The sequence below is a fragment of the Pseudalkalibacillus sp. JSM 102089 genome (assembly GCF_041366475.1).
GTDB classification, from domain to species: Bacteria; Bacillota; Bacilli; order Bacillales; family Guptibacillaceae; genus Guptibacillus; species Guptibacillus hwajinpoensis_B.
This window is the reverse complement of record NZ_JBEWYW010000011.1, coordinates 52,373-73,719: the sequence shown is the minus strand read 5'-3', so window position 1 is coordinate 73,719 and position 21,347 is coordinate 52,373. Positions and strand designations below refer to the sequence as shown.

Sequence of the window (21,347 nt, the reverse complement as noted above, 5' to 3'; positions counted from 1 at the left end):
AGCATATTGCTACGGGATTTCTATTAGTTATTCGTCACCTTGATCAGTTAAAATTACTGGACCGTCTTTTGTAATCGCAAGCGTATGCTCATACTGAGCTGATGTAGAACCATCTACTGTGCGAGCTGTCCAGCCGTCTTCGTCAATTGTGCTATATGGTTTACCGATGTTGAGCATCGGTTCAATTGTAATGACCATACCTTCTTTCAATCGTGTTCCTGTACCAGGTTGACCAAAGTGTGGAATCATTGGTTCTTCGTGAAGCGTTGGTCCAATGCCGTGTCCTGTGAAGTCACGGACAACGCCAAAGCCTTCTGCTTCTGCGTATTTTTGAATTGCATGGCCAATATCGCCAATACGATTGCCAATGACTGCCTGCTCGATGCCAAGGTAGAGGGACTTTTTCGTAGCTTCAAGCAAATGCTGTTTTTCCTCTGAAATTTCTCCAACTGCATACGTCCATGCAGAATCAGCTAGTGCGCCATTCAAATTGACAACCATATCAATTGTAACGATGTCGCCTTCTTTTAATTTTTTTGAACCTGGGAATCCGTGGCAAATGACATCATTAACTGAAGCACACGTTGCGTAAGGATAGTCCTGGTAACCTTTTTGCTCAGGTGTCGCGCCGCGTTCTTCTAGAAAGAGTTCAACGAAGTCATCGATTTGTTTGGTTGTTACACCAGGCTTGATAATGCTTCGTAATTCTTTGTGACAATCGGCAAGTACTTCGCCTGCTTCTTTCATTAATTGAATCTCTCGATTTGTTTTACGGTGAATCATATTTTCGCCTACTTTCTGCGTATTCATTTGTTCTATTAGGTGTTTCTTCCACCTGCTATTGGCTATTATCGTTTATTTTCTAACACGTTATGCGGAAGAACTTCCCTCAGTTACTGTAACAAAAAAACCCGCAAATTGCAGGTTTATTGTTTAGCTTATATTAATGAACCAAAAATAAAGATATCAACAATATAAGCCAACATAGCTATTGATTAAAGTAGATAAAATCCTATCCCCATGATTAAGTAAGCAGCAAGTAATGTTGCTCCTTCAAACCAGTTTGTTTCTCCATCATTACTAATCACAATCATAAGTAGGACAGCTGTTACCATAGTGACAAGCTCTGGTAAGGTAAAGACGAGTGGCATTTGTACTGGGAAGAAAAGAGAGATTAGGACAAGTAGCGGTGCAACAAACATTGCAACTTGAAGCGTTGATCCTACTGCAATTTCCACAGCAACATCCATTTTGTTTTTGTAGGCCATTATAATAGCTGAAGCATGTTCAGCGGCATTTCCTACAATCGCAACAATAATCACTCCTATGAATAACTCGCTCCATCCAAACGTTTCTCCAACTGTTTCAAACGTATGAACAAGGCTTTCTGACACGTAGGCAACGGCGGCTGTGGAGAGTGCTAGAACGAGCATTGCTTTTTTTCTGCTCCATTCAGGCTCTTCATGTGCATGATCGCCACCTTCTTGGTCTGAGACGTGCTGATAGACGCCGCGGTGAGTGACAAGCTTGAAGAAGAGAGCGGCAAGGTAAAGCATGATGAGGATAATGGAAATGCCTGTACTTAATGAAATGGCTTCAGCATCACTCATACCCATTGAAAAAACTTCAGGAATAACAAACGCTACGATGACACCAAACATAAGTAATCCTGAGTTGTGCCTTGCGTCAAATACATTGAATTTTTGCCTTTTGAATTTTAAGCCTCCAACGAAAAAGGATAATCCTGCAACGAGGAGTAGATTCCCTAGTACTGATCCTGTTAGCGAAGCGAGCACAATTTCAATTAAACCTTCTCTTAATGCAAAGATAGAAATGATCAGTTCAACAGCATTGCCAAATGTGGCGTTTAACAACCCGCCAATTCTAGGGCCAGAGATGACAGCAAGGCTTTCCGTCGCTCTTCCCATAAAAGCAGCAAGAGAAATGATTGTTAAGCAATACACAATAAACATTAGTGTTTGCGACCAGTGAAGAAGACTTCCGACAACGGACAATGGTACCCCAATAATAACTAGGAAGAAGAAGATTTTATTGACCACATGACACATCCTCTCTTTTCATTATCTACTCTTTTCCTCATTATAGATTTCCTAAATTGGAAAAGAAAGTTTCTTTCAAAGCTATTACCCTAATTTATCAATAAGTGATCCTGATGAAGACGGGAAGAGTCATAAATCGACATCATTCCTTAAGATTACCTAAAAAATAAAGGGGATTCATATTGGAGTACAGAAAAGGAGTAAAGGGAATAATGCCCCTTATTGGTTGACGAAGAAAATAAAGGCGTGTAAACTACAAATAACTTCATCTTGTTAGTATGTTAGCGAACTAAAGGAAATGTGAGGTGCACAAAATGACAAGACCATTCGTATTTGAGAAGCCGCTCGGTATGCGCGATACGCTACCGGTACTATATGACTTGAAAACAAGCATTCGTGAAAAAATTCAGCGTGTAACAGAGGGATGGGGCTATCGTTTTATGAACACCCCTACGCTAGAGTACTATGAAACGGTCGGAGAAGCTTCTGCTATCCTTGATCAGCAGCTTTTTAAACTACTTGACCAGCGTGGCAATACGCTTGTCTTAAGACCCGACATGACTGCGCCAATCGCTCGTGTCGCTGCGTCTAGTCTAAAGAATGAGCCTTTTCCACTGCGCCTTGCTTATGATTCTAATGTGTTTCGAGCGCAGGAAGACGAAGGTGGAAAACCGGCAGAGTTTGAACAAATAGGTGTTGAGTTAATTGGTGATCGCACGACGAGTGCTGATGCAGAAGTTATCGCATTAATGGCAGCCGTTTTAAAAGAAGCTGGTCTTGAAGATTTCCAAATCGCGATTGGCCATGTTGGATTTATTCAGGAGCTGTTTCTTTCGATCGTTGGTAACGAAGACAGAGCTGCCATTCTACGCCGCTATTTATATGAAAAAAACTATGTAGGGTATCGCCAGCATGTAAGAGAAATGCCGCTCTCTACAATTGATCAAAAAAGACTTATGGCTCTTTTAACGCTCAGAGGTGATGGTTCAAAACTAGAAGAAGCCATTGAATTGCTACCGACTGACGCTGGTGAAAGAGTTCTTGAGGAGCTTCGTACACTTCTACATACGCTTGAAGCATATGGGGTAGCTAACCAGGTGAAATTTGATTTCACTCTTGTAAGTCACATGAGTTATTACACGGGAGTTGTGTTTGAGGGATATGCCAATAATCTTGGTGTACCGTTAAGCAATGGCGGACGCTACGATGAACTGCTGTCTCGTTTTGATCGTCCGGCACAGGCAACAGGGTTCGGTATTCGTTTGGATCACCTTGCTGAAGCACTTGGTGTAACGAGTGAGGAAAATCTCCCATATGCGATTATCTTTAGTCCTGAACGAAGAGAAGAAGCGATTCAACAGGCGTCAGAACGAAGGGCTAATGGTGAAAAAGTTGTGGTGCAGGAATTAAGTGGTGTCACAAACCTTGATGCTTACTCGGAACGTTTTGATGACGTCACGTATTTAATCGGTAAGAACGGAAAGGGGATGTTGTAATGTTGACGATGGCAATGCCAAAAGGGCGTATTTTTGAAGAGGCGATAGAATTGCTTCGAAGCGCGGGTTATCAACTTCCCCCTGAGTTTGATGATTCAAGAAAATTAATTCTCGATATAGAAGAAGAAAATCTTCGTTTCATTCTAGCAAAACCAATGGATGTTCCGACATACGTGGAGCACGGTGTAGCGGATGTTGGAATTGCTGGGAAAGATGTCATGCTAGAAGAAGAGCGCAATGTATACGAAGTACTAGATTTAAAAATTAGTGGATGCTATTTAGCTGTTGCAGGTCTTTCGGATGGGCCAATTAAAGGCGTTGCACCAAAGATTGCTACAAAGTATCCGAACGTAGCTTCTAACTATTTTCGCCAGCAGGGTGAACAGGTAGAGATTATTAAGTTAAACGGATCGATTGAGCTTGCTCCGCTAATCGGCCTTGCTGATCGCATCGTCGATATTGTTTCAACAGGAAGAACGCTAACGGAAAACGGTTTAATGGAAACGGCGTTTATTGAGCCAATCACCTCTCGCTTTATTGTGAATCCGGTAAGCTATCGAACGAAGGATGCAATCATTGACGATATGGTCGAGCGTCTTTCAGCGGTTGTGGAAGGAGAGAGCGTAGATGAAAATCGTTAATAGGAGCGAAGGGGCATCCATCAAACGATCGATTGAGCAGGGAACAGAAGAGCAGCGTCAGGCTGTTCTTTCTATTCTTTCGCAAGTTAAAGCAACTGGCGATGAAGCCGTTAAGGAAAATACAAAGAAGTTTGATGGAGCAGACTTGAAAGAACTTCGCGTTTCAAATGAAGAAATCGAACGGGCATATCGCGATTTATCTGATGAACTCATTACGACGATTAGACAGGCGGCTGGCAATATTCAATCATTTCACGAACGCCAGCGTCGTCAATCATGGTTTACAACTTCTGAAGACGGTACAATGCTTGGACAAAAAGTAACACCGCTTGATTCTGTCGGTGTTTATGTTCCGGGTGGCAAAGCTGCATATCCTTCTTCTGTATTAATGAATGTTATTCCTGCTGTCGCTGCAGGTGTGAAGCGAATTGCAATGGTAACGCCACCTGACTCAGACGGAAACGTTCCTTCAGGTGTACTTGTTGCAGCAAATGAAGTGGGGGTATCGGAAATCTTTAAAGTAGGTGGAGCGCAGGCTGTTGGCGCGCTTGCTTACGGGACGGAATCGATCGCACCCGTAGATAAAATCGTCGGTCCAGGAAATATTTTTGTAGCCCTTGCGAAACGAGAAGTATTTGGGATTGTTGATATTGATATGATCGCTGGTCCAAGTGAAATCGTTGTTCTCGCCGATGAAAAGGCTAATCCAGCTTATGTGGCAGCAGACTTATTATCGCAGGCCGAACACGATGAGCGAGCTAGCGCTGTTCTAGTGACAACTTCAGAGACACTAGCTGAGCGTGTTCAAGAAGAGGTGAAGCAACAGCTTGTCGAGCTTCCACGAGCTGAAATTGCATCTAAGTCAATTGATGATTACGGAATGATTTATGTCGTGAATCATCTGGCTGAAGCGGTAGATGCCGTCAATGAACTCGCTCCGGAGCATCTTGAAATTATGGTCGAGGAACCAATGACGCTTCTTGGGAAAATTCGTCACGCAGGAGCTATTTTCCTTGGACCATATAGCTCAGAGCCAGTTGGTGATTATTTTGCCGGCCCGAACCACGTACTACCTACGAACGGAACAGCTCGTTTTTCAAGTCCGCTATCAGTAGACGATTTCATTAAAAAATCAAGCGTTATTTCTTATAGTAAAGAGGCAATGAGAACAAACGGTAGCAGCATCGCAGCGCTCGCAAAGCTTGAAGGTTTGGATGCACACGCAAGAGCCGTTGAACTTCGATTGGAGGATTTATGATGGGTGAAGAGAGAAAAAGTTCGATTTCAAGAGAAACATCTGAAACATCGATTAACCTTTCGTTTGGGGTAGATGGAAGCGGGAAAACAGATTTACAAACCGGCGTTCCTTTTCTTACTCATATGCTTGATCTGTTCACGAAGCACGGAAAGTTTGATTTAGCCATTGCTGCGAACGGAGATACCGAAGTGGATGATCACCACACAACGGAAGACATTGGTATTTGTCTAGGGGAAGCGTTGAAACAAGCACTGGGTAAGAAAGAAGGCATTAAGCGGTATGGAAATGCGTTTGTGCCGATGGATGACGCGCTTGCGCAAGTAGTGGTTGATCTAAGCAACCGTCCTCATCTTGAATATCGTGTTGAATTGCCATCGAATCGCGTAGGGACATTTGATACCGAATTGGTTCATGAGTTTTTATGGAAGCTTGCCATTGAAGCAAGAATGAACTTACACGTGATTGTTCACTATGGTCACAATACGCACCACATCATTGAAGCCATTTTTAAAGCGCTAGGACGTGCTTTAGACGAAGCAACGCTTATTGATCCTCGTGTAGAAGGCGTACCATCAACGAAAGGAATGCTGTAAATGATTGGAATTATTGATTATGGCATGGGGAATTTATACAGCGTTAGTAAGGCACTAGAGCGTCTCGGTTATAATTATTTCGTTTCCGAAGATGAACAGGAGCTTTCAAAAGCAACAGGGCTCCTCCTTCCTGGCGTCGGCTCCTTTCGTGACGCGATGTCGATTTTGACTGAAACAGGATTAAAGGCTTTTATTGAAAAAGAAGTGGAGGCAGGAAAGCCGCTACTTGGTATTTGTCTTGGCATGCAGCTTCTATTTGAAGAAAGCGATGAGAATGGGTATGCGGAAGGCTTTTCTTTTTTGCCAGGTAAAGTAAAGAAATTTCTTGGACAAGATTCTTTAGGCAACGCTTATAAAGTTCCACATATGGGATGGAACAAGCTAGTGATCGAGCAGCCAGAGTCGTTTTTAATGAATGATGTCGGTGAGGAACACGTATATTTTGTTCACTCCTATTATGTTGATACGAACGATCGGGATGTTCTTATTGCCACGGCAAATTACGCTGAGGAAGTTCCAGCGGTTGTTGGTAAAGGGAAGGTGTTTGGCACCCAGTTTCACCCGGAGAAAAGTAGCCATGCTGGCCTTGAGATCTTAAAGAATTATGCACAATACGTAGAAAGGAATGACGCATAAGATGCCAATTACGATCTATCCTGCTATTGATATGAGAGGCGGCAAATGTGTGCGCCTTTTGCAAGGTGACTATAACAAAGAAACGGTTTACGGCGATTCACCATTTGATATGGCAAAGCAATTTGCAGATGATGGGGCCGAGTGGATTCACATGGTTGATCTTGACGGTGCGAGAGAAGGTAAGCGCGTGAATAATCGTCACGTTCTTGAGGTCGCCAATGGGTTATCAGCACGTGTCCAGGTTGGCGGCGGGGTTCGAACTGAAGAAGATGTCGCTTATTACCTTGAAAACGGTGTTGATCGTATTATTCTCGGTAGTAGCGCCATTTCAGATCCTGACTTCGTGAAAAGAATGCTTGAGCGCTATAAAGAAAAAATCGCGATTGGTGTCGATGCAAGAGATGGGTATGTCGCTGTGGAAGGCTGGTTGAAAACCTCTGAAATCAAAGCGGTGGATCTTGGCAAAGAACTCGCTGAACACGGAGCGGAAGTTTTCATTTTTACAGATATCTCAAAGGACGGCACGCTGTCTGGGCCAAACGTTGAGGCAATTGCTGAACTTGGTGAGGCTACGGGGAAAGAAGTGATTGCTTCAGGTGGGATAAGTAACCTTGACGATGTAAAAAGTCTTCAGCAAAGAAGTGATTCGATTAGCGGTGCAATCATCGGGAAAGCTCTTTATACAAATCAATTTACATTGAAACAGGCGTTGGAGGTCTAGACATGCTAACAAAGCGAATTATTCCATGTCTTGATGTAAAAGACGGCCGCGTTGTGAAAGGTATCCAATTTGTTGGTCTGAGAGACGCCGGTGATCCGGTTGAATTAGCAAGAGTGTATGATGAAGAGGGCGCTGATGAACTCGTTTTTCTAGATATATCAGCTTCTCATGAAGGAAGAGAAACGATGGTTGATGTGGTAAGGCAAGTTGCAGCAGAGCTTGCCATTCCTTTCACAGTTGGTGGAGGCATTAATAAGCTTGAGGATATGAAGCGTGTACTTCGTGCCGGAGCTGATAAGGTATCGATGAATACCGCCGCTGTTCTTCGTCCAGAATTAATCCGTGAAGGTGCCGATTATTTTGGGACGCAGTGCATGGTTGTGGCGATTGACGCGAAGTGGGAAGATGAAACACAATCATGGCGTGTGTATACGCACGGTGGTCGGACTGCGACGGAATGGGGTGCAGTTGAATGGGCAATCAAGGCACAGGAAATGGGCGCAGGAGAAATATTACTAACTAGTATGAATGCGGATGGCAGTAAAGATGGTTTTGATGTTCCTTTAACGAAAGCAATTGGAGATGCCATCTCAATTCCAGTGATTGCATCAGGAGGAGCAGGGTCTTCAGAAGATTTTCTCGAAGTCTTCCGTGATGCTTCAGCAGATGCTGCTCTTGCGGCGTCCATCTTCCATTATAAAGAAACCTCTCTATCACATGTGAAAGATTACTTAAAACAAAACGGGGTGGCGATTCGATGAATACCGAAATGATCCAATTTGATGAAAAAGGTCTAGTGCCCGCGATTGTACAGGATGCAGCAAGTAAAGAAGTTCTCACACTTGCTTATATGAACAAAGAGTCCCTTACGAAAACGATTGAAACAAAAGAAACGTGGTTTTACAGTCGCTCTCGTGAAGAACTCTGGCATAAAGGAGAGACTTCAGGTAATACGCAACAGGTATTGGATCTACGTTATGACTGCGATCAAGACGCCGTCCTTGTACTTGTGAACCCTGCGGGACCTGCCTGTCATAAAGGAACCTATTCTTGCTTCAATGATTCCTTACTTTTAGAAGAAGTAAAGCCGGATGCTGATCGCTTCACCATACTCAATACGCTTGAAGAAGTGATTGCGAAAAGAGAAGTAGAGCGTCCTGAAGGGGCTTATACTACGTATCTCTTTAAGGAAGGTGTCGATAAAATACTGAAGAAGGTAGGAGAGGAGGCTTCTGAAGTTATAATTGCAGCGAAAAACCGCGATCACGAAGAACTTACGTGGGAATCAGCGGATCTCATTTTCCACTGGATGGTTCTGTTAAGAGAGCAGGAATGTTCACTTGATGACGTCCTTCAAGTACTTGAGGAACGACACGCTTCGAAGTAATGAAACTTTATTCTCTTTTGATCGTAGATAAGAGTAAATTCAATTACGAGAAATGGAGAGAGGTCGTATGTTTGTAGGGTTTATGTTTGTGGGACTTGCTATTGGGCTTTTTCTCGGACAGCCAGGACCTGGTGTACTGCTTGGAATGGGAATTGGTTTTATTGCGCAAGAAATCTCAAAGCGCAAAAAAGATATGTGGAAATAAAAGCGAGCCGCGGAGCTCGTTTTTATTTTGGGCTATTGGGACAGAAAGAAACAATTAAGTTAGCTTGAGTGTGCCGCTAGCCAGGTTTTACTACTTATTTTCTTTTACGACTTCACCCTGATGTATGTTATACTTTTGAACGGATATGACTGGTAATAGTATTATTCGAAGCGAACTTATTGGGGGGAAACATGAGGAAAGAACTTCATGCTTCTTCGGAAATGAAAGGCCGACTGATTCCGTTCGTTCAGGACGGAGATTATTTTTATAAAAAGGCTATGAAAGCCTATCAGCAACGGAATTTGGATAAAGCAAAACAGCATCTTGAACGTGCGGTTAAACTTGTCCCCGAAGAAGTCGATTATATATGTCAACTTGCAGCGGTCCTGTCGGAATTAGGCGAATATGAAGCATCAAATGAATGGCTCAAATTTGTACTTGACGATCTTGATCCTGAATACTATGATTGCTACTTTTTTCTTGCGAACAATTACGCACATATGGGTCTGTTTAAACAAACGGAAGAGAATGCGCGAACTTACCTTGAGCACGAACCTGAGGGAGAATTTATTGAAGATGCAGAAGAGCTCGTAGATCTTATTTTATTCGAGCAGTCGGAAGATTTACCTCAGGAGATTGGCGAAGAGGAGCAGCTGATTCAAGAGCATGAAGCTGCACGTAAAGCCATTGAATCCGGCCACTTTCTTGATGCCATAGATTTACTGGAGCAGATGACGGAGGTTTACTCTGAATTCTGGCCTGCCTATAATAACCTTGCGCTCGCTTATTTTTATAGCGAGCAATATGAGGAAGCCATCCAAGTGTTAGATGATGTTTTGACGAAAAACGAAGGGAACTTGAATGCGGTTTGTAATCTCACGCTTTTCTATGATTTCCTTGGCCAGCACGTCAAACGTGACGTCATGCTGGAACGGTTGAAAAATGTTTATCCGATTCATCCTGATCATTCATATAAGCTTGGGAGTACATTTGGATTCTTAGGTCAACATGAGTTAGCCTATCACTGGCTACGTAAAGCAGAAGTAACACGCCACACATGGGATGCACCATTCTATCATTGGCTGGCTGTCTCTGCTTTTCATCTCGATCGTCCTGATCTTGCGAGACGTAATTGGAAAAAGATGCAACAAGTGGAATCATCTAATGAAATGGCGAGCCGCTATCTTAGTGAACTAGAGCAAGGGACGCTTGATAAAAATCAGCTAAGCTACCGATCCCAGATGTCGGTCCCAGAGGAGAATGATGCGAAGCATGATTATCATGCGAGAATGACGCATCTTATGCTGCTCCATACAAGACGTGATCCGGAAGGCGCATCAATTCTGCAATCGTATTGCAGACGTAAAGATGAGCCCCTTATTGTAAAGGAACTGTCAGCTTATATTGCGCTTACGCTTTCTGATGAACCTGTTCAAATTGTAAATGAAAAAGATGAATATATGGTTTACACTCAGACAGACTTCCCTGATCACGTTCTTTCAGGTATGCGTGTGATTGCTGAGCTCGAGCAGGCGGACATCAGTGACTCAGATTTGCATGAGCTAATTGCGATGATCTGGTTACCTTGTTATGTTAAGCTTTCAGAAAGTGGCAAAGCATTTCAAAATCAGAAAGCCACTGCTGCAGCCATGCTCTACATGTGGCATAAAGTTAACCAAACGGATGTGACTCAAATCGACGTAGCAAATGCGTTCGGTGTATCTGGGTCAACAGTTTATGCCTATCGTAAAAAGTTAACTCGATTACTTTAGAACAATAGGTATGTTGAGCATCCTATTAGACTTTTTTCTACTAATCGGATATGATTCTAAATAAGAAATATTACTTTCTAATAATGAATATAATTAAATTACTAATAGAAACGTGAAGGAAGTGAAACAGATGAGTGAAAAAATTTATGATGTCATTATTGTCGGTGCCGGTCCTGCAGGCATGACTGCAGCTGTATACACTTCTCGTGCTAATCTCGATGTTCTTATGATTGAACGCGGGATTCCGGGCGGACAAATGGCAAATACAGAAGATGTTGAAAACTATCCAGGGTTTGATAGTATTCTTGGTCCAGATCTATCTACGAAAATGTTTGAGCACGCGAAGAAATTTGGCGCTCAATATCAATATGGTGATGTAAAAGAAATTCGAGATAATGGTGATTACAAAACAGTCGTCTCCGGAAATCAAGAATTCCATGCGAAAGCCATTATTGTAACAAGTGGAGCTGAATACAAGAAAATCGGTGTACCTGGTGAAGCTGAGTACAGTGGCCGTGGCGTATCTTATTGCGCAGTTTGTGACGGGGCTTTCTTTAAAAACAAAGAACTCGTTGTTGTTGGTGGAGGAGACTCTGCTGTAGAGGAAGGTGTGTATCTTACTCGATTTGCATCTAAAGTGACGATTGTACACAGACGTGATCAGCTAAGAGCACAGAAGATTCTTCAGCAACGTGCGTTTGATAATGAAAAAATCGACTTTATTTGGAATCATACAATAAAAGAAATTTTAGGTGAAAATGGGAAAGTGAGTAAAACGCTGCTTGTGAACACTGTAACGGGTGAAGAGCGTGAATTCAGTGCAGATGGTGTCTTTATCTACATCGGTATGCTTCCATTAAATCAGGCCGTTAGTGGACTTGAGATTACAAATGAAGAAGGTTATATCGTAACAGATGAAAATATGGCGACGAAGGTTCCAGGCATCTATGCAGCTGGTGACATTCGAGACAAAATGCTTCGTCAAATCGTAACAGCTACTGGTGATGGAAGTATTGCTGCACAATCTGTTCAGCACTACATTGAATCACTAGAAGACGCTGGAAAAGAAGCGCTGGTTTAATACCAAATCGAAGCCGGGAATTTCATGATTCCCGGTTTTACATTTGACCCACAAACCTTATTTCGACAGCTTTCGAGCGGTATCGGGTGGTGCCTGTCACCGCGTCATTCGCTTTTAATTTCGCTGTAACAGCGCTGAAATACAAATGGGGTACACTATAAATAGATTTAACCCCCTTTAAATAGATTCATTCATTGGCACGGGCATATGCTCCGTGCTCTTTTTTTTGGAGTTGAGACGTTTCGTAACAGCTTCTCCAAACCGATCTCATTGTTCATGATAAGCAATCATAGTATACTATGTATAGAAAATCTTGAAGTCTGAGCACATAAGGCTTTCATATAAAAATCGGATAATCGAATTGAGGTGACAATTGTGCAACGTGTAACAAACTGTATTTTAAATGACGAAGCAAATGATCGAGTACTTTTACTACAAAAGCCAAGACGCGGATGGTGGGTTGCACCAGGTGGAAAGATGGAATCGGAAGAATCAATCCGTGATTCCGTGATCCGAGAGTTTCGAGAAGAGACTGGTGTCTATTTAAAGAACCCTAAACTAAAAGGCATTTTCACATTCATTATTAAAGAAAATGAAGTAACAAAATCAGAATGGATGATGTTTACGTTTCTTGCAACGGAGTACGATGGCGAACCAGTTGAGAAATCAGATGAAGGAAAAGTCTCGTGGGTAAATACAGATGACGTTAGTGAGCTTCCAATGGCTCCAGGTGATTATCATATACTTGATTATATGATGAAAGGTCACGGCATTATTTACGGTACATTTACTTATACACCTGACTTTAAACTTCTTTCATATCGATTAGACCCGTCTTAAATAGAAGTGTCACAATAAGAGAAATTGAGAAACGGAGTGGGGAAAATGACCGATTCGATTGATAAACGCATTCATATGGTCATTATTACAGGAATGAGTGGTGCTGGTAAGACAGTGGCAATGCAGTGTTTTGAAGATATCGGCTATTTCTGTATTGATAATCTGCCACCCGCGCTCTTACCGAAGTTCGTTGAAATGGTTGACGGTTCGGAAGGGAAATTAAATAAAGTAGCACTCGTGATGGATTTACGTGGTGGGGATTTCTTTGACCATCTCGTGGAAGCTGTTGATCACCTTGATTCACATGAGCGTCTTGATGCGGAGATTCTTTTCCTTGATTCAAAGGACTCAACACTTGTTAGACGCTATAAAGAAACAAGACGTTCTCATCCGCTTGCACCAGAAGGTTTGCCGCTAGAAGGCATTAAGAAAGAAAGAGAAATGCTTGAAGAGCTAAAAGGGCGCTCGCAGCAAATTATTGATACGAGCGACATTAAGCCAGTTCAGCTAAGAGAAAAAATCATGGACCGATTCTCGAACAATGAGAAAGAGAACTTTGGTGTCAATGTGATGTCGTTTGGATTTAAATACGGTATTCCAATCGATGCCGATCTAGTCTTTGACATTCGTTTTCTACCAAACCCACACTATGTGGAGCATTTGCGTCCAAAAACAGGTGTGGAAGAAGAAGTCGCGAACTATGTATTTAAGTGGAAAGAAACACAAACATTTCTAGCCAAATTAATTGATATGCTTGCGTATATGCTTCCTCAATATAAACGAGAAGGGAAGAGCCAGCTCGTCATTGGGATTGGATGTACGGGTGGAAAGCATCGATCTGTTGCATTTGCAGAACACATTGGTCACCATTTCGAAACAGAGTATCGCACGAATATTACGCACAGGGATATCGAAAAAGGGAAGGGTCATAAATAATATGGATGACACTAATCTGCCAAAGGCTGTCGTCATTGGTGGAGGAACAGGCCTATCGGTACTTCTTCGTGGACTTAAAAAGTTTCCTGTCGACATTACTGCGATTGTCACTGTAGCTGACGACGGAGGAAGTTCAGGTCGATTACGTGATGAGTTTGATATACCTCCTCCAGGTGATGTACGAAATGTTATTACAGCGCTATCGGAAGTTGAACCTCTGTTAGAAGGACTTATGCAACATCGGTTTAAAAATGGGAATGGGCTATCAGGTCATTCCCTTGGCAACCTAATGTTAGCTGCCATGACGGACATTACTGGTGATTTTGTAACAGGAGTTAGAGAAATGTGCCGCGTTCTTAACGTACGTGGTGAAGTTCTTCCTGCATCAAATCGAAGTATTGTTTTACATGCTGAAATGCGTGATGGTACTTTTGTTCAAGGTGAATCACAAATTCCTAAGGTAAATAAAGCAATTAAGCGGGTATTTCTTTCACCACCAGGCATCAAAGCGCTCCCTGAATCGCTACAAGCCATTCGTGAAGCTGATTTGATTGTTCTTGGGCCAGGTAGTCTATATACAAGCATTCTACCGAATTTACTTGTTCCTGGCATTGCTGAGGAAATTCAGCAGTCAAAGGCAAGGAAAGTGTATGTTTGTAACGTTATGACTCAGCTCGGTGAAACGGAAAACTATACGGCGAGTGACCACGTGCAGGCACTCATTGATCACATCGGCTATAAACTTATGGATACGATTATTGTAAACGAGGAAATGATTCCATCGTTCTATGCAAAACGTTATGCACAAGAACGAGCAGAGGTTGTGCAATATGACGAAAATCGTCTAAAGAGCTTTGGTTTTCATGTAATCAGTGATAAAATTATTCAATACGATGAGAAATATGTACGCCATGATGCGAAGGAAATATCATCGATTCTTTTATCCTTATTAGACGATAAAAGATCATGATGGGTCAGTGGGGCCCCTGCATGAAAAAGGGGGGATGGCAATGTCATTTGCTGCTGATACAAAGAAAGAATTGACGCAGTTAGAAAGTAAACCTTGCTGTGCAAGATCAGAACTAGCAGCACTTATTCGAATGAATGGATCGATCTCGTTTGGAAACAGACAGCTGATCTTAAACATTCCGACTGAACATGCTGCCATTGCAAGAAGAATTTATACGCTCATTAAGCGGATATACAACTTCGATGTTGAACTACTTGTCCGTAAAAAAATGAGGCTGAAGAAAAACAATGTATACATTGTCCGTGTCTCAGCCAAAGCAAGAGATCTCCTTGAAGATCTCGGTATAATGGATAACGCCTTTACGTTCACTAGAGTAATCTCAAAGGATTTTACCAAAAAGTCTTGTTGTAAACGTTCTTATCTAAGAGGAGCCTTTCTGGCGGGTGGATCAATCAATCATCCTGAAACCTCTTATCATCTTGAGATCTTCTCAATGTACGAAGAGCATACGGAATCGCTTTGTAACTTAATGAATGAATTTGGATTAAACGCGAAAATGCTTGAGCGAAAGAAAGGATATATCGTTTATATCAAAGAAGGCGAGAAGATTACGGAGTTCTTAAGTGTTGTCGGTGCCCATCAGGCGCTACTCTATTTTGAGGATGTACGCATTATGAAAGACATGCGGAATTCTGTTAATCGTATCGTGAATTGCGAAACGGCTAATTTGAATAAAACGGTAGGCGCGGCTTTTCGGCAGGTTGAGAATATTCGCTTCATCCAAAAGGAAGTTGGTTTAGAAATTCTTCCTGATAAGTTAAGAGAGATCGCTGAACTTCGCGTGAAGCATCAAGATGTTACACTGAAAGAACTCGGTGAGATGGTTACTGGCGGAGCTATTAGTAAATCAGGGATCAATCATAGATTACGAAAGATTGACCAGATTGCTGATAAGCTTCGTGATGGTAAACCGATTTCCTAAGTCTTTCGGACAAGTTAGAAAAAAGCTTCCACCTATAATGGTGGAAGGTTGTTTTCTAGCAGTACAATAGATAGCATGAATCTTCAAAGAAAAACCCTATTTCTTAATGAAAGCATTGGAAATAGCGTTTTTCTAAATTTTTCACCTTTCGAGATAGCGCTTACTTTTTTGGGTGGAATAACACTTTGGTAAATTAAAAATCGAGAGGCTACAAAATAAGCTATCATAGCCTTAGCTTGAAAGTGGCGAGTACAAGAATAACTGGTTTAGCACTTCTAGTGTTCTGATCGACTGTTTTAAATAAGGGGAGGAATGAACAAGTGATTCAAAAAGAAGTTGTGGTTACATTGGATACAGGATTACAGGCACGTCCAGCAGCTCTTTTCGTACAGGAAGCAAACCGATTTAACTCGGACATCTTCCTTGAAAAGGATGGTAAAAAAGTTAATGCCAAAAGCATCATGGGCATCATGAGCTTAGCTGTTGGAACTGGTTCTTCTGTTGTTTTAACTGTTGATGGTAATGATGAGGAAGATGCGATGTCTTCATTAATTGATTTTATTCAAAAAGATTAGCAAAACCTGGCTGTGTGCCAGGTTTTTGTTTTGCATTAAATTGTAAACGTTGCGAAACATTCTTAAGAGAATAGAGTTATAGAGAGAGGGAGCATCCATTGTGTTTCATTGGCTGCTCAAATAGAAGGTGGTTCAAAAACAGCGCCTATTCCAAGAAATAAAAAGCCTTTCCCAATTATGTAGGGAAAGGCTTTCTAGGGTCTATCTTATGCTTTCTTTTCCATTACTTCATCAATCAAGCCGTATTCTTTCGCTTCAGTCGCTTCCATGAAACGGTCACGATCTGTGTCGCGATCGATTGTTTCAAGTGGTTGACCTGTGCGCTCAGAAAGAATTTTGTTTAGCTTCTCGCGCATTTGGATGATGCGTTTTGCGTGAATTTCAATATCAGAAGCTTGACCTTGCGTACCGCCAAGCGGTTGGTGAATCATTACTTCACTGTTTGGTAGAGCATAGCGCTTACCAGGTTCACCAGCAGCAAGAAGGAAGGCACCCATTGAAGCAGCCATACCGATGCAGATTGTTGATACTTTTGGCTTAATGAATTGCATAGTATCGTAAATCGCCATACCTGCAGTGATTGAACCACCGGGGCTGTTGATATAAAGTGAGATGTCTTTATCTGGGTCTTCAGCAGCAAGGAAAAGAAGCTGTGCAACGACTGCGTTTGATACGTTGTCGTCAATTGCTGTTCCTAGCATAATTATACGGTCCTTAAGAAGACGAGAATAAATGTCGTACGCTCTCTCACCGCGGTTTGTTTGTTCAATTACCGTTGGAATTAAAACCATTTTAAATTCCTCCCTTATATTTGTGGAATATGTAGTTGCTGTATGTTCATCATACCTAAAAGGTCAATATAGGTCAAATAAAGTGCTGTCCTATTTTTTAATAGATGAAAAGGGTTTGATTTTTCTTTAACCACATACACCCATTTTCCCCGCATCCCTTTATTTTAAACAGAGGGAATGTTCCTTTTTTTTAATCGATCGTCTGCTAAAAAGTAAGCTAAAATTCGTCTTTCTACCTGATTACGTATTTGAATGGAAGAATAGCGGTATGTTTGATTGTAACCTCGACAATATACTTTGCAAATCACAACATCTTCTTTCGTATCTTCTATATAGACGCGGATTCCTCTATCATGAAGTATTGCTTTTGCCCATTTTAAGTCAGAGGAGGCTAACGTTAAAGCGGCATGAATTAGTTCCAGATAAGGGCGCGGAAGTTTCATTTTCGAACGGTTCACCCATTTCGCGTCAATCTCCAGCACTCTTTTCAGGTAAGGAAGTAAGAGGTAGTTTCTTAATGCCTTCGTTTCTTCTTTACTTAATTGGAACATGATCATCTCCACCTAACAGAACGTATGTTTGGTATAACTTTACTATGAGACAGTTGAGACGTCAAGAACTGAAGCAATACCTTTTCTATGATATGAATGAAATGTTTGGGTAATAGCTTTAGCCTATATTGTTAATATCTCACCGTTCTCCAGAGCAAAAAAGCAACAGCGTTCATTAACATGGTTTAGATAAAACGCTCTTATACTCTATTGTTTACTCATTGATTGCCACATGGAAGCTATGAAATTCACCTTGCAAAAAAAGGGGGCATATCGTATAATAATCCTTGCGCTAATGAAGCGCGCCCGTAGCTCAGTCGGATAGAGCGGTGGTTTCCGGTACCGCGTCAGTCGGGGGTTCGAATCCCTCCGGGCGCACCAAATACATAATTCCAATCCCTTTCGCTAGTGTGAAGGGGATTTTTTTATGGTAAATGTCATTTTTGTTCGCTTAGATCCAGGGAATGAATAGTATCCTTCATTTTGAACAAAAAAAGAAGAGTAGAACTCGTCCACTCTTCTTGCGATCAGTCTTACCTTCTAACAGGGCTTATCTTTGTCATCGTCATGTCCTTTGCTGATTGCTCCACTCATCGTGTGTTTGAAGCCTGAGTGCATTCCAGTAGCGCATAGTCCAAGCCATAATCCTATAAAGAAGGCTTTTTTGAAGTCTTCCGGTTCAACATAAATGTGGCTCATTACAATTCCAATTCCAATGGAAAGAATCGGTAAGAACCTTACCGGAAAACCAAACACCTTAAAAAGGTGTACAACTCCAATGATGACTGGAAGCAAAGCAATTCCATATACAGCTAAATCCATGGCATTTGCCTCCTTTTTCTCTCTCTATAAGACAGTTTATGTAGAAATTTGACTAAGGGACGGGCTATTTCATCATTTTCTTTAAAAATGGTGTCAAAATCCCCTTTTAAAAAACAGAAAATTCTGGTCATTATCATTTTTTTCATACCATAAAATGAAGCGATATAGTATGATGAAGGTGGAGGGATTGCGATGGAATTAGGATTGATACAAAAGCAGACAACGAAATTAGTCATGACAACCCAGTTGCATCAAGCGATTTCTATACTCCAATATTCTACGGTCGAATTACTGGAGTACGTGAAAGAACAGGCTCTTGAAAATCCATTAATTGAATTACACTCGCCTTCATGGGATGGTGGCGTTCGTTCTTCAAAACGCTCTTATGATACGGGACTTAAAAAAGATCCACTCGAATACGCTGAAACAAGAAAAAGTTTGCATGATGAGCTACACGATCAGGCGAGGTGTCTACACTTTCCACGTAAAAGGGAAGCCATTGTGCATTATTTAATTGATAATATTGATGAAAGTGGTTACTTAAGAATAAATGAGACGGAGGTAATGAATTACCTTGATGTCGAGCCCTTTGAGATTACTGAAGCCATTAGAGAGATTCAATTACTTGATCCAACAGGTATAGGGGCGCGTTCCCTTTCCGAATGTCTCTTATTACAGTTAAATGAGTCGGGAGAAATTTTTGAGCTTGCTCGAGATCTTGTTTCCTATCATTTGAAAGCGCTAGCAGAAAAGAAATATCGTGAACTCTCGAGAGAATTTCATGTTCCTGTGGAGCAGATACAGCGGGCTGCAGATATAGTAGCTGATCTCGATCCTCGTCCAGGATCAAAGTGGGGCATTGATAAACCATCCTACATTGTTCCAGATGTCATGATAGAAGAGAAAAATGGGAGATTCTCTATTGCATTACTTGATGACGATTTACCAGCAATGAAAGTGAGCAACGCCTACCGTTCTTTTAAAAATAACGAAGCGGAAGAGTATCTAAAGGATAAATACCAGCAAGTCAGCTGGTTATTAAAAAGTATTGAGCAAAGAAAGCAAACGCTTCGTGCAATCATGGGCGTTTTTATTGTTCACCAACAAAATTTTTTGAGAAATGGGATAAGTGAGCTTTCTCCAATAACCTTGAGGGAAGTAGCGATGGAAGCAGATGTTCACGAGTCCACAGTAAGTCGAGCGATTAAAAGCAAATACGTCCAAACACCACATGGTCTTTTTGCCTTAAAGGACTTATTTACGTCCAAACTGTCAAGTGAATCTGGAGAAGCTGCTTCTTCCTCTAGTGTAAAGCTATTTATTAAGGAACTTGTGGAGAATGAGAACAAGATGAAACCATTATCAGATCAAAAGATTGTAGAAGCTCTTCATATCCAGAAAGGGATTGAAGTATCGAGGCGTACGATTGCAAAGTATCGAGATGAGTTAAAGATCTTAAGCTCATCGAAACGAAAACGATATTCGTAGCGGCTACACTAGTCGCTCTTTTTTTGCGTTCGAAAGGTTGTCTGAGTAAACTAGTAAAGTAATGAAGGGAGGTTTAGCGTGTGCAAAAATCGGTTATTTTATATTCGAAAGAGACATGCCCCCTTTGTGATGAAGCATATGAACTACTTCTTGAGCTTCAGGAAGAGGAAATGTTCTCTCTTCAGATAGTCGATATTTATAAGGATGAGGCACTGTTAGAAAAGTTTATGCTGATGATACCCGTCGTTGAAATCGATGAGGAAGTAGTGGATTATGGTCGAATTTCAAAAAAATCGATAAGAAAACGCTTACTTTAAAAATTTCAGTATAACATAGTTGCCCATACTTTTGGCAACTGCTACAATGAAAATTGTAAGAAGTTCTTTTTGATCCGGGTGGGACTGAAAATGTCTAAGCGGGACATAATACGTCTCGTGGAAAAAGAAGAACAGCAGGGGAGACGAATTATGCGCTCATTATTGTCACTTCAACAAAAATTATTGCCGGACATGTTAGATGTTATGAATAAGCGCTATCGGGTATTAAGACAGTTGAGGCTAATGCAGCCAATTGGCCGTAGAAGTCTCGCGAACAGTCTGGGTATAACCGAACGAGTTCTCAGAAGCGAAGTCACTTTCTTTAAAGATCAGGGGCTCCTACATATGTCTGTACAAGGTATGCAACTGACGGAGGAAGGCGAACAGCTACTTCTTGAGCTTGAACCGGTTATGAATGAAGTTTCCGGGCTTGATAATCTTGAAAAACGCTTGAAAGATAAACTTGGCATTCCGGAAGTATTTATTGTCCCTGGTGATAGTGATGTAACCCCCTGGGTAAAGAAAGAAATGGGCAGAGCCGCTGTGGGACGCTTGAAAAAGTTTCAGCTAAAAGATAGAGTGATTGCTGTAACAGGCGGTACCACGCTCGCAGGTGTGGCTGATATGATGATTCCTTCCTCAGATATGGAAGGGACGCTGTTTGTTCCGGCTCGAGGGGGCCTCGGAGAACAGGTTGAAAATCAGGCCAACACTATTTGTGCGAAGATGGCAAGAAAAGCCCATACTGACTATCGTTTGCTTCATGTTCCAGATCAATTGAGTGAAGAAGCATACCAATCCCTGATTGAAGAGCCTGGTGTGAAAGATATCCTTGAGATTATCAAGTCTGCCGGTATTGTGGTTCATGGGATTGGGGAAGCTAGAACGATGGCGCAAAGGCGTAAATCTACGCTTGAAGTTATTGATAAGATTGAGCGTGAGGATGCTGTCGCTGAAGCGTTCGGGTATTACTTCAATCAGTCTGGTGAAGTCGTTCATAAAGTGAAAACGATCGGACTGCAGCTCGAAGATTTAGAGCGAAGTGAACTAGTCATTGCGGTTGCCGGCGGCCGTTCGAAAGCAAAAGCCATCGAAGCCTATCTTAAAACAGGGATTCAAAGTATCCTTGTGACTGATGAAGGCGCCGCTAAAGCGTTATTAGAGGGAGATTCCCTTTATTAAATAAACCACACCTCGGGAAACGAGGAAATTCAAGGAGGAACTA

Annotated in this window: 24 protein-coding genes and 1 tRNA gene; 20 read left to right on the top strand and 5 right to left on the bottom strand. The window is 41.8% G+C overall.

All coding sequences use genetic code 11. The features are described from left to right. Positions 1-27: 27 nt before the first annotated feature. Both map and cax read right to left on the bottom strand, forming a co-directional pair. Complete coding sequence (gene map / locus ABVF21_RS18940; protein ID WP_303535177.1) at positions 28-783, bottom strand: type I methionyl aminopeptidase; 756 nt, start codon at positions 781-783, stop codon at positions 28-30. Between the two features lie 212 nt (positions 784-995). Beyond that, a complete protein-coding gene (gene cax, locus ABVF21_RS18935) occupies positions 996-2,069 on the bottom strand; it encodes a calcium/proton exchanger (protein WP_371018769.1) in 1,074 nt (357 codons plus the stop codon). Between the two features lie 305 nt (positions 2,070-2,374). Here cax and ABVF21_RS18930 point away from each other — a divergent pair, with 305 nt between their 5' ends. The 16 genes from ABVF21_RS18930 (at position 2,375) to ABVF21_RS18855 (ending at position 16,153) form a co-directional block, all read left to right on the top strand. Next, positions 2,375-3,556, top strand: a complete 1,182-nt coding sequence (locus ABVF21_RS18930) for an ATP phosphoribosyltransferase regulatory subunit (protein WP_371018768.1) — start codon at positions 2,375-2,377, stop codon at positions 3,554-3,556. Then, positions 3,556-4,197, top strand: a complete 642-nt coding sequence (hisG, locus tag ABVF21_RS18925; protein ID WP_371018767.1) for an ATP phosphoribosyltransferase — start codon at positions 3,556-3,558, stop codon at positions 4,195-4,197. The genes ABVF21_RS18930 and hisG overlap by 1 nt, the downstream gene beginning before the upstream one ends. Continuing rightward, on the top strand, positions 4,184-5,455 hold the full coding sequence (gene hisD, locus ABVF21_RS18920; RefSeq protein ID WP_194218773.1) for a histidinol dehydrogenase: 1,272 nt from the start codon (positions 4,184-4,186) through the stop codon (positions 5,453-5,455). The genes hisG and hisD overlap by 14 nt, the downstream gene beginning before the upstream one ends. Continuing rightward, positions 5,455-6,048 carry an imidazoleglycerol-phosphate dehydratase HisB gene (gene hisB / locus ABVF21_RS18915; RefSeq protein WP_371018766.1) on the top strand — a complete coding sequence of 198 codons (594 nt, stop codon included), beginning with the start codon at positions 5,455-5,457 and terminating at the stop codon, positions 6,046-6,048. Before hisD ends, hisB begins: the two co-directional genes overlap by 1 nt. Beyond that, the gene (gene hisH, locus ABVF21_RS18910; RefSeq protein ID WP_303535185.1) at positions 6,049-6,684 is read left to right on the top strand and encodes an imidazole glycerol phosphate synthase subunit HisH; all 636 of its coding nucleotides are present in this window, start codon (positions 6,049-6,051) and stop codon (positions 6,682-6,684) included. Position 6,685: 1 nt separating this feature from the next. Further along, positions 6,686-7,405 (top strand): 1-(5-phosphoribosyl)-5-[(5-phosphoribosylamino)methylideneamino]imidazole-4-carboxamide isomerase, encoded by a 720-nt coding sequence (hisA, locus tag ABVF21_RS18905; protein WP_371018765.1) that lies wholly within the window; start codon positions 6,686-6,688, stop codon positions 7,403-7,405. 2 nt (positions 7,406-7,407) lie between these two features. Next, positions 7,408-8,166 carry an imidazole glycerol phosphate synthase subunit HisF gene (gene hisF, locus ABVF21_RS18900; RefSeq protein ID WP_371018764.1) on the top strand — a complete coding sequence of 253 codons (759 nt, stop codon included), beginning with the start codon at positions 7,408-7,410 and terminating at the stop codon, positions 8,164-8,166. Beyond that, positions 8,163-8,792 (top strand): bifunctional phosphoribosyl-AMP cyclohydrolase/phosphoribosyl-ATP diphosphatase HisIE, encoded by a 630-nt coding sequence (gene hisIE / locus ABVF21_RS18895; RefSeq protein WP_371018763.1) that lies wholly within the window; start codon positions 8,163-8,165, stop codon positions 8,790-8,792. The genes hisF and hisIE overlap by 4 nt, the downstream gene beginning before the upstream one ends. Before the next feature lie 67 nt (positions 8,793-8,859). Continuing rightward, a complete protein-coding gene (locus tag ABVF21_RS18890) occupies positions 8,860-8,997 on the top strand; it encodes a hypothetical protein (protein WP_165994973.1) in 138 nt (45 codons plus the stop codon). Positions 8,998-9,188: 191 nt separating this feature from the next. Next, a complete protein-coding gene (locus ABVF21_RS18885) occupies positions 9,189-10,769 on the top strand; it encodes a tetratricopeptide repeat protein (RefSeq protein WP_371018762.1) in 1,581 nt (526 codons plus the stop codon). 112 nt (positions 10,770-10,881) lie between these two features. After that, positions 10,882-11,850, top strand: a complete 969-nt coding sequence (trxB, locus tag ABVF21_RS18880; protein WP_303535194.1) for a thioredoxin-disulfide reductase — start codon at positions 10,882-10,884, stop codon at positions 11,848-11,850. A gap of 366 nt (positions 11,851-12,216) precedes the next feature. Continuing rightward, the gene (locus ABVF21_RS18875) at positions 12,217-12,690 is read left to right on the top strand and encodes an 8-oxo-dGTP diphosphatase (RefSeq protein ID WP_303535196.1); all 474 of its coding nucleotides are present in this window, start codon (positions 12,217-12,219) and stop codon (positions 12,688-12,690) included. Between the two features lie 45 nt (positions 12,691-12,735). After that, positions 12,736-13,626, top strand: a complete 891-nt coding sequence (rapZ, locus tag ABVF21_RS18870) for an RNase adapter RapZ (protein WP_194218782.1) — start codon at positions 12,736-12,738, stop codon at positions 13,624-13,626. Between the two features lies 1 nt (position 13,627). Next, positions 13,628-14,596 (top strand): gluconeogenesis factor YvcK family protein, encoded by a 969-nt coding sequence (locus ABVF21_RS18865; protein WP_226615241.1) that lies wholly within the window; start codon positions 13,628-13,630, stop codon positions 14,594-14,596. Between the two features lie 40 nt (positions 14,597-14,636). Then, a complete protein-coding gene (gene whiA, locus ABVF21_RS18860) occupies positions 14,637-15,578 on the top strand; it encodes a DNA-binding protein WhiA (protein ID WP_194218784.1) in 942 nt (313 codons plus the stop codon). 320 nt (positions 15,579-15,898) lie between these two features. Next, complete coding sequence (locus ABVF21_RS18855; RefSeq protein WP_194218785.1) at positions 15,899-16,153, top strand: HPr family phosphocarrier protein; 255 nt, start codon at positions 15,899-15,901, stop codon at positions 16,151-16,153. Positions 16,154-16,359: 206 nt separating this feature from the next. Here ABVF21_RS18855 and clpP read toward each other — a convergent pair whose 3' ends face one another. Both clpP and ABVF21_RS18845 read right to left on the bottom strand, forming a co-directional pair. Continuing rightward, positions 16,360-16,944, bottom strand: coding sequence for an ATP-dependent Clp endopeptidase proteolytic subunit ClpP (gene clpP, locus ABVF21_RS18850; protein WP_098445023.1), 585 nt, complete (start codon positions 16,942-16,944; stop codon positions 16,360-16,362). Positions 16,945-17,108: 164 nt separating this feature from the next. Further along, a complete protein-coding gene (locus ABVF21_RS18845; RefSeq protein ID WP_283153602.1) occupies positions 17,109-17,495 on the bottom strand; it encodes a hypothetical protein in 387 nt (128 codons plus the stop codon). A gap of 302 nt (positions 17,496-17,797) precedes the next feature. On the opposite strand from ABVF21_RS18845, the gene ABVF21_RS18840 reads away from it, so the two are divergent. Further along, a tRNA-Arg gene (locus tag ABVF21_RS18840) sits at positions 17,798-17,876 on the top strand. A gap of 159 nt (positions 17,877-18,035) precedes the next feature. On the opposite strand, the gene ABVF21_RS18835 is transcribed toward ABVF21_RS18840, so the two are convergent. Then, the gene (locus ABVF21_RS18835; RefSeq protein WP_283153603.1) at positions 18,036-18,317 is read right to left on the bottom strand and encodes a hypothetical protein; all 282 of its coding nucleotides are present in this window, start codon (positions 18,315-18,317) and stop codon (positions 18,036-18,038) included. Positions 18,318-18,509: 192 nt separating this feature from the next. Between ABVF21_RS18835 and rpoN the strand changes: the two genes are divergently transcribed. The 3 genes from rpoN to ABVF21_RS18820 all read left to right on the top strand — a co-directional run bounded on the left by rpoN (position 18,510) and on the right by ABVF21_RS18820 (position 21,304). Beyond that, positions 18,510-19,805, top strand: a complete 1,296-nt coding sequence (gene rpoN / locus ABVF21_RS18830) for an RNA polymerase factor sigma-54 (protein ID WP_283153604.1) — start codon at positions 18,510-18,512, stop codon at positions 19,803-19,805. A gap of 80 nt (positions 19,806-19,885) precedes the next feature. Further along, entirely contained in the window at positions 19,886-20,122 is a 237-nt protein-coding gene (locus ABVF21_RS18825; protein WP_283153605.1) for a glutaredoxin family protein, read from the top strand. 150 nt (positions 20,123-20,272) lie between these two features. After that, entirely contained in the window at positions 20,273-21,304 is a 1,032-nt protein-coding gene (locus ABVF21_RS18820; protein ID WP_283154256.1) for a sugar-binding transcriptional regulator, read from the top strand. Positions 21,305-21,347: the final 43 nt, after the last annotated feature.